Origin of the sequence: Dactylosporangium sp. NPDC049742 (genome assembly GCF_040674675.1) — a bacterium.
Classification (GTDB): domain Bacteria; phylum Actinomycetota; class Actinomycetes; order Mycobacteriales; family Micromonosporaceae; genus Dactylosporangium; species Dactylosporangium maewongense.
The window spans coordinates 1-12,730 of the sequence record NZ_JBFANF010000072.1; the positions used below are offsets into that span (position 1 = coordinate 1).

General features: G+C 71.9%; 12 protein-coding genes and 1 pseudogene. 6 read left to right on the plus strand and 7 right to left on the minus strand.

The annotated features are described in order from the left end of the window. Positions 1 to 511: 511 nt before the first annotated feature. Complete coding sequence (locus AB0J72_RS49595) at positions 512 to 2,059, plus strand: M28 family metallopeptidase (protein WP_363413109.1); 1,548 nt, start codon at positions 512 to 514, stop codon at positions 2,057 to 2,059. A gap of 162 nt (positions 2,060 to 2,221) precedes the next feature. Here AB0J72_RS49595 and AB0J72_RS49600 read toward each other — a convergent pair whose 3' ends face one another. Beyond that, positions 2,222 to 2,377, minus strand: coding sequence for a hypothetical protein (locus AB0J72_RS49600; protein ID WP_363413110.1), 156 nt, complete (start codon positions 2,375 to 2,377; stop codon positions 2,222 to 2,224). A gap of 149 nt (positions 2,378 to 2,526) precedes the next feature. Here AB0J72_RS49600 and AB0J72_RS49605 point away from each other — a divergent pair, with 149 nt between their 5' ends. The 3 genes from AB0J72_RS49605 (at position 2,527) to AB0J72_RS49615 (ending at position 5,299) form a co-directional block, all read left to right on the plus strand. Beyond that, positions 2,527 to 3,834, plus strand: coding sequence for a carotenoid oxygenase family protein (locus tag AB0J72_RS49605; protein ID WP_363413112.1), 1,308 nt, complete (start codon positions 2,527 to 2,529; stop codon positions 3,832 to 3,834). A 300-nt stretch (positions 3,835 to 4,134) separates the two neighbouring features. Beyond that, positions 4,135 to 4,371 carry a tyrosine-type recombinase/integrase gene (locus AB0J72_RS49610; protein WP_363413114.1) on the plus strand — a complete coding sequence of 79 codons (237 nt, stop codon included), beginning with the start codon at positions 4,135 to 4,137 and terminating at the stop codon, positions 4,369 to 4,371. Positions 4,372 to 4,540: 169 nt separating this feature from the next. Beyond that, a complete protein-coding gene (locus AB0J72_RS49615) occupies positions 4,541 to 5,299 on the plus strand; it encodes an RNA-guided endonuclease TnpB family protein (protein ID WP_363413160.1) in 759 nt (252 codons plus the stop codon). Positions 5,300 to 5,531: 232 nt separating this feature from the next. Here AB0J72_RS49615 and AB0J72_RS49620 read toward each other — a convergent pair. Then, positions 5,532 to 5,999: pseudogene (locus AB0J72_RS49620) on the minus strand (PCRF domain-containing protein); the annotation flags it as partial. Between the two features lie 39 nt (positions 6,000 to 6,038). Further along, positions 6,039 to 6,170 (minus strand): hypothetical protein, encoded by a 132-nt coding sequence (locus tag AB0J72_RS49625; RefSeq protein WP_344506659.1) that lies wholly within the window; start codon positions 6,168 to 6,170, stop codon positions 6,039 to 6,041. A 68-nt stretch (positions 6,171 to 6,238) separates the two neighbouring features. On the opposite strand from AB0J72_RS49625, the gene AB0J72_RS49630 reads away from it, so the two are divergent. Beyond that, on the plus strand, positions 6,239 to 7,189 hold the full coding sequence (locus AB0J72_RS49630) for an aminoglycoside phosphotransferase family protein (protein WP_363413116.1): 951 nt from the start codon (positions 6,239 to 6,241) through the stop codon (positions 7,187 to 7,189). A 107-nt stretch (positions 7,190 to 7,296) separates the two neighbouring features. Beyond that, complete coding sequence (locus tag AB0J72_RS49635) at positions 7,297 to 8,088, plus strand: FkbM family methyltransferase (RefSeq protein ID WP_363413118.1); 792 nt, start codon at positions 7,297 to 7,299, stop codon at positions 8,086 to 8,088. Between the two features lie 2 nt (positions 8,089 to 8,090). Here the strand turns inward: AB0J72_RS49635 and AB0J72_RS49640 are convergent, their stop codons facing one another. From AB0J72_RS49640 to AB0J72_RS49655, 4 genes are all read right to left on the minus strand, one after another. Then, on the minus strand, positions 8,091 to 9,437 hold the full coding sequence (locus tag AB0J72_RS49640; protein WP_363413120.1) for a PASTA domain-containing protein: 1,347 nt from the start codon (positions 9,435 to 9,437) through the stop codon (positions 8,091 to 8,093). Positions 9,438 to 9,517: 80 nt separating this feature from the next. Beyond that, complete coding sequence (locus AB0J72_RS49645; protein WP_363413122.1) at positions 9,518 to 10,516, minus strand: beta-ketoacyl-ACP synthase 3; 999 nt, start codon at positions 10,514 to 10,516, stop codon at positions 9,518 to 9,520. Between the two features lie 49 nt (positions 10,517 to 10,565). After that, positions 10,566 to 11,222 (minus strand): PadR family transcriptional regulator, encoded by a 657-nt coding sequence (locus AB0J72_RS49650; RefSeq protein ID WP_363413162.1) that lies wholly within the window; start codon positions 11,220 to 11,222, stop codon positions 10,566 to 10,568. Positions 11,223 to 11,302: 80 nt separating this feature from the next. Beyond that, positions 11,303 to 12,553, minus strand: a complete 1,251-nt coding sequence (locus AB0J72_RS49655; protein WP_363413124.1) for an MFS transporter — start codon at positions 12,551 to 12,553, stop codon at positions 11,303 to 11,305. Between the last annotated feature and the right edge of the window lie 177 nt (positions 12,554 to 12,730).

Below are 12,730 nucleotides of genomic sequence, written 5' to 3' on the forward strand. Positions count from 1 at the left end.
TCGCGGCGTTCGCCGGGGTGGCGGCCCAGGCGACGAACGTGGTGAGAGCCGCGGCCGCCGAGACGGCGACAGCGGTGGCGAGCAGACGGCTACGCATATTCATGGCGCGCGTTCCTCCTGTACAGGGCAGCGTGCAACGAACCGGTCGGCGTCCGGTTTTGACGCAAGTCGATGGGGCTCAGTATTGGGTGACCTCGGCGACGGTGTCAAAGCTTTCGAAACCCCAGCTCAGCCCCGAGCTCTGGTACTGACGCCGGCCGGCCATTTCGATGACGGCGCGGGTGCCGGCGAGGGGTTACGCGGGCAACCGCTAGGGGTGGGCCGCCACATGGATGAGGGTTGTGATCGATATACGGCTATGGGACGGTGACCTTCTCAGGGGTAGGAGTCGGGAGGCGAGATGCATCGGGTCGGATTGGTGGGTGCGGCCGTCGTCATCGTTGCGCTTGTCGGCGCGTCGCCGGCTGCCGCGGCGCCACCGGGCGTTGATTCGTCGCGGCTGGAGCGGCTGGTGACGGTGGATGGCATCACCGATCATCAGCGGGCGCTGCAGCGCATCGCCGACCGCAACGGTGGCACCCGCGCCACGCGGACGCCGGGCTACACCGCGTCGGCGGCCTACGTGAGGGCCACGCTGGAGAAGGCCGGCTACAACGTCCACTACGAGATGTTCAACATGCCGGAGTGGCGTGAGAACGCGGCGCCCGTGCTGCGGCAGGTCTCGCCGACCGGCAGGACCTATGTCGCGGGCGCCGCCGGGGACGACGACTCGCCGTCGGTCGACTTCATCGCGTTCGAGCACACACCGACCAGGGCGCTGACGAACGTCAAGGTCGTGCCGACCGATGACGTCGTGATCCCGAGCCCCGGTGGATCGACTTCCGGCTGTGAGCTGTCGGATTTCCCAGCGGCCGCCATCGGCGCCGTCTCGCTGATCCAGCGGGGCACCTGCGCGTTCACGCAGAAGCTGGAGAACGCCGTGCAGGCGGGCGCCATCGGGGTAATCCTGTTCAACGAGGGTGACACGGCGGCCCGCAGCAACGCCGTGTTCCGCGCGGCCCCGTTCGACTACCCGCTGCCGGCGGTGGCGTCGAGCTTCGCCGTCGGTCAGGAGCTCTACAACGCGTACAGGGCGGGCCAGAACCCGACCGTCGACCTGACGACCAACGGCGTCGACGAGCAGAGGCTGTATCCGAACGTGGTGGCCGAGACCAGGCGCGGTGACCCGAACCATGTGGTGCTGCTCGGCGCCCATCTGGATTCGGTGACGTCGGGTCCGGGCATCAACGACGACGGGTCGGGCACGGCATTCCAGCTCGAGCTCGCCGAGCAGCTCGCCAAGGTGGGCCCACCGCGCAACAAGATTCGCTTCCTGTGGTTCGGTGGCGAGGAGGACGGCCTGGTCGGCTCGCAGTATTACGCGGCCCACCTGTCCGACCGCGAGGTCGCGCGCACGGACATGATGCTCGACACCGACATGATCGCGTCGCCGAACTTCGCGCGGCTCGTCTACGACGGCGACGGCTCGACGTTCGGCTCGGAGAACTCCGGGCCCGAGGGTTCCGGCACGATCGAGCGGGTGCTCACCGGCTACTGGGCCAAGCGCGGGATGGTCAGCGAGCCGATCCCGTTCGACGGCCGCTCGGACTACGTCGGCTTCATCAACCGTGGCATTCCGGCGGGCGGCGTGTTCGCCGGGGCCGAAGCGCCCAAGACCGCCGAGCAGGTCGCCAAGTACGGTGGCGTCCTGGGCGAGCAGCTCGACCCGTGTTACCACGAGGACTGCGACACGTACACCACCGTCACCAAGCAGCCGCCGGCCTCGACGATGGAGACGTACGCCACGAACCCGGCGCTCGCACAACAACAGGCCGACAGCCTCCGCGGCAACGCGCTGCGTTCGCTGCAACAGTTCAAGAACACGCTCGTGCACGCCGCCTGGTACTTCGCGTGCGCCAAGAACGCCTTCCCGCCGAAGGCGAACGCAGCGGACGCCAAGATGGACGCAACCAGCCACCGGTTCAAGCATCAGGGCCACGCGCGCCCGGGCGACCGCTGAGAGATTCGAAACGATCGCTGCCTCGGCCTGGACGCCGGGGCAGCGGCGCGCCCTGCCACAAAGCGAACACGGTTCAAACTTGTGGTGTTCACGGACGACGTTGCGGACGCTGCACCGGCTGGCGGGAGCAGCCGTTGCGGCCGGACAACGTCACGGACCGGTTCAACCAGCCAGCGGTCGCTGCGGGCCGTCGACGCAGATCCGTGCCGCAGCGTCGAGTCCGGCTCGGTGTTGCAGTGATGCGGCGGACAGGCTTTCGGCGAACAGGTCACCAATCACCGCGTTCTCGCCACGCTTGTCCGGGACCTGCCGGTTCACTGTCCCACGGGAGCGACCCGGCGACGTGCTCCAGAACGTTCTGCCAGGCCGCTGAGGTGGAACCGGGACACCGTCGTGGCCGGTGTCGTGGGCCCGTCCCCGGGGTAGTGTCGGTTCAGGCGACACATTGCCAGCTAGGAGGCCCGATCGTGACCGGACCGGCCTACCTCAGCGGATATCTCGCGCCGGTAGCCGACGAGATGGACGCGTACGATCTGCCCGTCACCGGGGCGCTGCCTCCTGAGCTGACCGGGCGGTACTTCCGCAACGGCCCGAATCCGCTGCCCGGCCAGGACCCCGGGCACTGGTTCCTGGGGCCGGGCATGATCCACGGGATCCGGCTGCGTGGCGGGCGGGCCGAGTGGTACCGCAACCGCTGGGTGCGCACCGCGGAGCTCGAGGGTGCGTCGTACGTCCGCCCGGACCTCTCCATCGACCGCACCGCCGTGCCGGCCAACACCCACGTCGTGCCGCACGGCGACCGGATTCTGGCGCTGGTCGAGAGCGGCCTGCCGTACGAGGTGACAGCGGAGCTGGACACCGTGGGGCCGTGCGACTTCGGCGGCCGGCTCACCACCGCGATGACGGCACACCCCAAGCAGGATCCGCAGACAGGGGAACTGCACTTCTTCGGATACGGTGCCCTGCCGCCGTACCTCACGTACCACGTCCTGGACGCGGCCGGCGAGTTGGTCCGCAGCCGCGAGATCGCCGTCACCGGGCCGACGATGATGCACGACTTCGCCATCACTGCCGGTCACGTCGTCTGGCTGGACCTGCCCGTGGTGTTCGACCCGGCGCTGATCGGCAGGGAACGCATCCCCTACCGATGGGACGACGCGCACGGCGCGCGGCTCGGGGTGATGCCCCGCGCCGAGCTCGCCACGGTGCGCTGGTTCGACGTCGATCCCTGTTTCGTCTTCCACGTCGGCAACGCGTACGAGGACGCCGCCGGCGCGGTGGTGCTCGACGCCGTCCGTTACGACGTCGCGGGCTTCGGGTCCGTGTGGTCGAGACTCGGCGGCGGAGCCAACCTGGACCGGTCCCGGGCCCAGCTGTACCGCTGGCGGCTCGACCCGGCGACAGGCACCCGGCGGGAGGAGTTGCTGGACGACCGCGGCGTCGAGTTCCCCACCCACGACAACGACCGCACCGGGCGACCCAACCGGCATCTGTACGCCGTGGGCGAGCACACGATCGTCAAGTACGACACCGGCACCGGCAGCGCCACCGTGTACCGCTTCGATGCCGAGCAGCGCCCCGGCGAGGCGGTCTTCGTGCCCACGGACGGCGCGCGTGCCGAGGACGAGGGCTGGCTGCTCAGCATCGTCACCGGTCCGGCCGGCTCCGTCCTGCTCGTCCTGGACGCCGCCGACCTTGCCCCGGTGGCCACGGTCGGCCTGCCACGTCGCGTACCGGCCGGGTTCCACGGGTCGTGGATCGCCGACCGCATATGACTCCCCGGCCTGGCCCGGGCGCCCATGAGACGGCGTAACACAACGCGCACCGGTCGCCGCCGCGTGAGATCGTGCCGGCAACGGACGATCTCACTGGTACCGAACTCGCTGACCTCCACCGATCCGCGCTCGGCGTGGCCGCCGAACTGGCCGGCGCGGTCGAGCGCGAGCGAGGTCCGGGAGCCGTCAAAGTCGCACAACGGGACCCGCACGCTGCTGCTCGACCCGGCGACCCCGACGACCCCGGCGATGCTGACATCTGTGAGGAGGACGCGGTGGGGCCGGTGGGGTTGGGGGAACATGTTCACCGGTCGTACCGGTCGGCCGTTGCGGCCGGACAACGTCACGGATCGGTTCAGCAAGCTTGTGGTCGGCGCGGGCGTGCGCCCGATCGGGCCGCATCAGGTCCGGCACCTGATCGCCTCGACGTTGCTCGACGACGGGTACGGCATCCATGAAGTGGCCGAACGTCTCGGTCATGACGCCGGCACGCTGATGCGCTGCTACGCCCCGCGTGATCGCCACCCGACGCCGTGAAGCCACCCAGCACCAGGCCGAACTCATTGCGTGCTGACCGGACCCATGCGGTCCGGGGCAGATGCGGCCCGGCGTCCGAGACCAATCCGTGGACCCCTTTACTCGGCCGGTTTATGCTTGTGGTGACCTGGGAGAACGTGCTTGAGCACGTCGCTGAGGCCTTCAACGACTGGGGGATAAGGGCTCCGCGAACCGGGCCAAGGCCCGGCTGAAGGTCGCCCGTGTGCACGCCCGGATCGCGGACCGGCGCAGGGATCACCTGCACAAGCTGAGCACTCGGCTCGTTCGTGAGAACCAAACGATCGTGATCGAGGACCTGACCGTCCGCAACATGGTCAAAAACCACAACCTGGCCCGCGCCGTCAGCGACGCGGCCTGGCGGCAGTTCCGCACCATGCTCGAATACAAGGCCGACTGGCACGGCCGAACTCTGGTCGTGGTGGACCGCTGGTTCCCGTCGTCCAAACTGTGCTCGACGTGCGGTGCGCTCGCTGAGCGGATGCCGCTGCACGTGCGGGAGTGGGCGTGCCGGTGCGGCGCCGTGCATGACCGGGATGTCAACGCGGCCCGCAACATTCTCGCGGAGGGGCTCTCCGTGATCGCCTGTGGAGGCGGTGTGAGACCCCAACGGACGAACGTTCGGACGGGGCAGTCGTCGGTGAAGCAGGAAAGCCCTGGGGTGACCCAGGCAATCCCCCGCCTCAGGCGTGGGGAGGATGTCAAGTGCTCAGCTCTACCCCCCGGGACCGCGGCGGGTCGTCGTCCGGTCGGGGTGAAGGCCGGCGGGTGCCGGCGGGGTGCGGGCCGGTCCGGGCCTCGTCGATGTGCTCGTCGATGTGCTCGTCGCCGAGTTCGAAGTCGTGCAGGACCGTGTCGGACATCGGCTGGGTGTACTCGCGGACGTCCCGCGGCGCGCCGCGCGCGATGAGCAGCCGCGACCGGATGATCCGGATCGCCTCCGCCTTGCGGTGCCGGGCGCGGCGGTCGTAGGGGAGGCCCGCCCCGATCCCGGTCGGCAGGTGTCTGATGTGGAGCGTCGACCTGGTTTCGCCGGCGCGGCTCGGACCGCGGACGCAGTACAGGTCGACGCGGAGGTCCTCGTCGGCGAGCTCGACCGGGTCGTCGTCCTGCGCGTGGGGGGACACCTCGACGACGGCGTGGCCGGTCCGCATCCGTCCGTGGTCGAACGGGTCGGCGGCGGTCATCGTGTGCCGGCCGTCCTCGCCGCGCAGCAGGCCGTACGCGTACGGCGCGGCGACCACCAGCGTCGCCTCCCGCAGCCCCGCGACGGACGCGTGGTGCTCCGTCACGACCTCGGTGCGCAGGCCGTGCCGGTCCGCCCACTGCCGGTACATCCGCAGCAGCGCCTCGGCGAGGGCGGTCGAGGCCGGGTCGTCGGGTGCCGCGGCGCGGACGAGCACGACGGCGCCGTGCGTGTCGTAGGCGCCGTCGAGCCGCATGCGGACCTGCACGGCGGCGACGGCATCCTCGAGGGTGGCCAGCTCGCCGGCGAGGTCCGCGAGCACCGCCGTGTCGTCCTCCGCCAGGGCCATCGCCAGCAGCGCGGCGGCGTCGGCGAGCCGGTCCCGCACGGCGGAGGCCCGCCGCAGCTCACCGGCGACGAACGCGAGCCGGGTCGTGACGCTCCGGCCCCGGCCGGGATCCCTTCACAGGTCGGGCGCGGCGGCCTCGTCCTGCAGGTCGCGCTCGAGCCGGCGGAGGCGGTCGAGGCCGGGCTCGGCCGAGGCGAGGGCCGCGTCGAGGCGGCGCACCTGCCCGGCCAGGTCATCGGCGGTCATGGCGTCCAGCGTACGGCGCGGCCGCACAATTCGGTTGCCGCCCGGCACCCGGCTTGTGATGTTGAGGCGTGACCACCGACCCGGAAGACGCCGGCCCAGATGCCGTCCCTGATGCCATCCCGATGCCGGACCGGCGGCTCGTCGACGCGGACCTCGTGCGGCGGCTGGTCGCCGCGCAGTTCCCGCAGTGGGCCGGCCTGCCCGTGCGGCCCGTCGCGGTCAGCGGCTGGGACAACCAGACGTTCCACCTCGGCGACCGCATGTCGGTGCGGCTGCCGACCGCGGCGGAGTACGCGCTGGCGGTACAGAAGGAACACCGCTGGCTGCGAAGGCTCGCTCCGCACCTGCCCCTGCCCGTCCCCGCGCCGCTGGCGATGGGCGCACCAGGCGAGGGGTTCCGCTTCCACTGGTCGGTGTACGAGTGGATCGACGGCGACCCGGTCAGCGCCGACAGCGTCGCCGACCTGACCGGGTTCGCGGCCGACCTGGGCGCCTTCCTGGTCGCGCTGCGGCACGCCGACCCGGCCGGAGGCCCCGAACCCGGGCTGCACAACTGGTTCCGCGGGGGTCCGCTGCGGGTGTACGACGCGCAGACCCGTCGCGCGGTCGAGACGCTCGGCGACCTGGTGCCCCGCGCCGCCGTCACCGCGATCTGGCAGGAGGCGCTGCGGGCCCGGTGGGACGGCGTCCCGGTGTGGTTCCACGGCGACATCGCCCCCGGCAACCTGCTGGTGCGCGATGGTGCGCTGGCCGCCGTCATCGACTTCGGCACCTGCGGCGTCGGCGACCCCGCCTGCGACACGGCGATCGCCTGGACGGTGCTGTCCGGCGCGAGCCGTTCGGCGTTCCGTGCGGCGCTCGGCATCGACGACGGCACGTGGGCCCGCGGCCGGGGCTGGGCGCTGTGGAAGGCGCTGATCGTCTACGCCGGCGCGCTCGACGCCGACCCGGCGACCGCCGCCGAGGCCGGTCGCGTCATCGGCGAGGTGGTCACCGAGCACGCGGAGTCCGGCCGCTGACCGTCGCGCCGAGACCTTAGTGATCTCCCTACCGGATCTGCCGGAGTGTTTCCGGTGATCTCCGGCGGCGCGCGGCGCACCGGCCGGCGCGCGGAAGGACGGGTCCGATGACGACGCACAGCATGCGCCTGCCCGACGGCAGGACGGTCTGGAGCCTCAACCGGAGCGAGACCGAGTACCTGTACCGGGAGATCTTCGTCGACCGGGTGTACCTACACCCGGACGGTCTCGACCTGCCGGACTCGCCGGTGATCGTGGACGCCGGCGCGAACATCGGGCTGTTCAGCCTGTTCGCCGCGGGGCGGTGGCCGGGTGCGACCGTGCACGCGTTCGAGCCGGTGCCGGAGGTGTTCGACGTGCTGTGCCGCAACGCGTCCGGGACCCCCGGCATCCAGGCCCACCAGCTCGCGCTCGGCGAGCACCCGCGGCACGCCAGGATCCGCCACTACCCGCAGTACACCATGATGTCCGGCATCGACGCCGAGCCCGAGGCCGACCGGGCCCTGGTCCGCGCCTACATCGAGAACACGGCCGCGGACCTGGACGAGGAGCTGCGCCAGGTGGTCCTGGGCCGCCTCGACGAGATGCTCGACGGCCGGTTCGAGCAGCGGCTCGTCGACTGCCGGGTCGACACGCTGCCCAACGTCGCCGCGCGGGCCGGCCTCACCCGCATCGACCTGCTGAAGATCGACGTGGAGGGCGCCGAGCTGGCCGTGCTGCGCGGCCTGGACGAGGCGACCTGGGACCTGGTGCGCCACGCCGTCGTCGAGGTCGCGTCGCCCGGCGGTGAGCTGGCGGAGGCGGAGAAGCTGTTCGCCGCGCACGGCCTGCGGACCAGCACGGTGCAGCTGCCCGAGTACCGGGGGACCGCGCTGTACTTCCTGTACGCGTGCCGCTGAGGTCAGCTCTTGCAGCCCGAGGAGCCGGTCGGCTCGCCGTACTTGACGACCTCCATGACGACCTGGGTGCCCTTCGCGGCGGCCGTGCCCGGCTTGGGGGACTGCGCCACGACCAGCCAGTTGCGGTCCAGGACCTGCCGCCGCCCCTCGGTGGTGTGGTCCTTGGAGGTGGTGCGGTAGCCGGCGTCGCGGAGCTTGTCCTGCGCCTCCTGGAGGTTCATGCACATGACGTCGGGCACGGCGCCGGCGGCGCCGGAGCCGCCCTCACCGTCGGAGGGCTTGCGCACGCGCAGGGTGAGCTCGGTGTTGGCGTGCACGGTCGTGCCCTCGGCCGGGGACTGCGCGGCGACCACCCAGTTCTTCGGGTCCAGCACCGTGCGGTCCTGGCCGGTGTCGTCGACGAGGTGGACGTTGCGCAGGCCGAGCTGGTTGAGCGTGCGCTGGGCGTCCGGCAGGCGGTCGCCCTTCAGCTTCGGCATCTTCGCGTCGAACGCCGAGGCCTTCGGCGCGGCCTTGTTGCCCCAGTCGTGCTCCAGCGGGTGCAGGGCGCAGGACGCGAACGTGCTCAGGGTCAGGCAGCCGTTCGAGTCGAACTTGACCACGCCCCAGGTGATCGCGGCGATCGCCGCCCACTCGAAGATCCCGCCGAGGAGCTGGGCGCCGACGAGCCGGCCGCCGGCGCCGAGCATGAAGGGCGGGTCGGCGACGACGGGGTACGCGACGCCGGCCGCCCGGTGCTCCACGACCAGGCGGACGGTGTTGCCGTGCACCTCGTAATGCGACGGCACCAGCTTGCCGTTGGCGTCGTACGCCCACGACGGGGGGATCGCGCCGACGGTCGCGTCCTTGGACTTCAGCACGACGCCGGCCCCGGCGGGCACCGGGGTGGCCCCCGACACGGCGGTGTCGAACGACACCGGCGCGGCGGCGCTCTTGACGACGTAGAAGATGCGGGCCGCCTCCGGGGCGAGCACCTGCTCGGCGACGTCGGTGCCGTCGACGGCGTCGCGGAAGACGACGACACCCTTGGCGGCGGAGCCGCCGCTGCCCTTGCCGGCGCTGCGCGCGGTGAGCTCGACGGCGCCGTCGCGCAGGACGATGCCCTGGCCGAGGTCATCGGTGACGCGCGAGGACGCGGCGCTGCGCGAGACGGACAGGCTGTGCTGGTCGGCCTTCACCGGCCGGTCGCCGGACTGGTCGAGCACGTCGGCGAAACTGCGAGGCGGCTTCGCGTAGGCGGGCACCGATTTCGCGCCGTCCCGGCCCTGCTCGGGTGTGCAGGCGCTGGTGGTGACGAGCGCCAGGCACACGGCGACGATCAGGAATCGACGTCGTTCGCTACGACCCATGGACGCAGTGTGCCTGACGCCCGCCACGCGAAGCTACCGCCCGCGCACGGACGGGTGTGAATGACTGGTGAATGCACCAGTCAGGGGAGGTCGACCACCAGCGCCGCGTAGGACAGACCGGCGCCGAACCCGGTCAGCAGCGCCGGTCCGCTCGGCGCCGGGCCGCCGCCGGTGAGCATGGTGTGCAGCGCGAGCGGGATCGACGCCGCCGACGTGTTGCCGGTGTCCACGACGTCCCGGGAGACCCGCACCGTGTCCGGCAGCCGCAGCGCCGCCGCGAGCTTGTCGATGATGCGCAGGTTCGCCTGGTGCGGCACGAACGCGGCCAGGTCGGCCACGTCGAGCCCGGCCGCGCCCACGGCGGCGAGGGCGGTCGGCGCGATCTGCTGGATCGCCCAGCGGAACACCTCCTGCCCGGCCATCCGCATGGTCGGCCAGAACTCGGGCTTGTCGCGGACCGCGAGCCAGGAGTCGCTGTGTGCGATGAGATCGCTGCGGGCGCCGTCGGAGCCCCACACCACCGGCCCGATCCCCGGCCGCGCCGCGGGGCCGACCAGCACGGCACCGGCGCCGTCACCGAACAGGAAGGCGGTGGAGCGGTCCTTGGGGTCGATGATGTCGGTCATCCGCTCGGCGCCGATGACCAGGGTGTACCCGGCGGTCCCGGCCCGCACGAGCGCGTCGGCGACGGCGAGGCCGTGGCAGAACCCGGAGCAGGCGGCGCCGACGTCCAGCGCCGCGGCGGACCCGGCGCCGGCACGGTGCGCGATCTCCGGCGCGATCGGCGGCGACTGCTGCAGGTTGGACATGGACGCGACGATCACCGTGTCGACCCGCTCGGCCGGCACCCCCGCGAACGCGAGCGCGTCGCGGGCGGCGGCGGCCGCCATGCTCGCGACGGTCTCGTCGGGCCGTGCGTGGCGGCGCGTCACGATTCCCGACCGTTGCCGGATCCACTCGTCGGAGGAGTCGATCGGCCCGCAGACCTCGTCGTTGGTCACGATCCGGTCGGGCCGGTACGCGCCGACGCCGAGGAGACGGGTGCCACCTGGCGGGCGGCTGGTCAGGACGGCAGGCATGTAGCTCCTCGGTCGAATGCGGCCGTCCGGGTGGCGGATCGGCCGACGGTCAGGCCCGCGCGGTCGCGCGGTTACCCGGCGTGCGGCGTCGCGGGCGCGCGGCGAGTGCGCCGTCCGGTGACGGTGGCGCCTCGTCGACGTCTGCAGGTGGGAATGGCAGCAGGTCGGTGTCGTGCACGCCCATCCCGTCCTCGATACGGTCGGCGATCTCCACGCACCAGTCGGCTTCACATTCGAACCAACGCAGGGCCCGCTCCAGCTGCCATTCTACGTGCTCCGGCCGATCGGCGGTGCGATCGTCGAGGTCCCGGCGTTGCTGCTCGGCGAAGGACCACAGAATGCCTGCTCGGGTGCGCAGCGCAGTCACCGCCTCGGCCCGTGACAGCGACGGCAGGAAGGACAGCGCGGACAGGAACGGGTCGCTCGGCAGCTGGTACTGCCACCAGTACCGCCGCAGCAGCACCCGGAACTCGCGGACGCCCGCGGGTGTGGTCCGGTAGGTGGTGCGCTCGGGCCGGGCGCCGCTGCGCTCCGTCTCCACCGGCTCCAGCAGGCCCTCGGCGGTGAGCTTGCGCAGCGCGTGGTAGACCGAACCAGCGGGGACGCTCATCGCCGGTCTTCCGTCGTACGCCAACAGACCGCGGCGGATGTCATGGCCGTGCACGGGCTGGAGCGACGATACCAGCCCGAGCACCATCAGTCGCATGGTTGACACCGGCGGAGCATAGCCAGCGCGGTGTGACGTGAGAGCAGATCACGAAAGGTGTGGCGTTACGCCAGACCCGATCATCGACTCGCCGCGGCCCGCAGCGGGGTGAGCAGCCCGGCGGCGACGATCGCCAGGAACGATACTCCTACCGCGATCAGCGGCCCGTGCACCCCCGCGTGCGCCACCGCCGACGTCAGCACCAGCGCGCCGACCGGCCCGAACGCGTGATGCACCATCCAGAACCCGGCCGTGACCCGGCCCAGCAGGTGGTCGGGGGTCACCGTCTGGCGCAGGGAGGCGGAGCTGATCCCCGCCATCGTCTCGCCGAACGCGAACACCACCGCCGCGACCAGCACCACCACCAGGTGGTACACCAGGCCGGCGGCGGCGATCGCCACCCCGCAGGCGAGGTACGCCGCCAGCCACGCCGGCCCGAACCCGATCCGGCGGCGGACCGCTGGGGTGATCACCGCGGCCACGATCGAGCCGACGCTGGCGGCGCCGAGCAGGGCGCCGACGACCCGGTCCCCCTGACCGAGGTCGTGCCGCACGTAGTAGATGAAGACGTCCACCAGGCCGAGGCTGAGGAACGTGACCGGGGTGTACAGCAGGGTGATCGCCCTCAGCACCGGCGTCCGCCACAGGAACCGGACCCCGACGGCGAGGTCCCGCCACACGGCCTTCGGCCGCCCGGCGATCGGGTCCGCGGCGGGCCCGCCGGTGGCCGGGCGGAGCCGGATCAGCAGCAGCCCCACCACCGAGACGCCGAACGTCACCGCGTCCACGGCGACCGCGGTCACCGGGCCGGCCAGCGCGGCGACCAACCCGGCGGCCATCGGCCCGAGCACGAACCCCGCGCCGTAGGTGGCCTGCAGCCGGCTGTTGGCGGCGGTGATCTGCTCCCGCGCGACGATGTTCGGCACGGCCGCGGAACAGGCGACGTCGAACACCATCTGGAACACGGCGGCGACACCGATGACCGGGTACAGCAGCCACACGTGCTCGCCGGCGGTCCACCAGACCGCCGGGACCGCGGCGTAGAGCAGCAGCCGGGCCAGGTCGCACCAGATCATCAGCAGCCGCCGGTCGGCCCGGTCGACGAGGACGCCGGCGAACAGCCCGCTCGCGACGGTGCCGGCCCCGGCGATGCCGGTGATGAGACCCATCTGCGCCACCGAACCGGTCGCGTGCAGCACCAGCAGCGGGATCGCGACGAGCGAGAACGAGCTGCCCAGCGTCGACAGCGCCTGCACGGCCCAGAAGATGCCGAAGTCGCGGTTGTGCCGCAACGGCACCGGCGTGTGCGTGTCGCTTCCAGACAGCGTCATCACCCCTGTTCCGTTCGGTGACCGTTCGGTGGCCGACGATACCGGCGCGGTGCGGCGGGCGGGCTAGCGATTCGCCCAGTGTTGCCGCCGGCGACTTGAGCGGGGTCGGCGGCTGGGGTCTGATGACGGCATCGCGACCCGCCGGGCCAGGGTGACGCCTCGGCGGGCGCGAGGTGC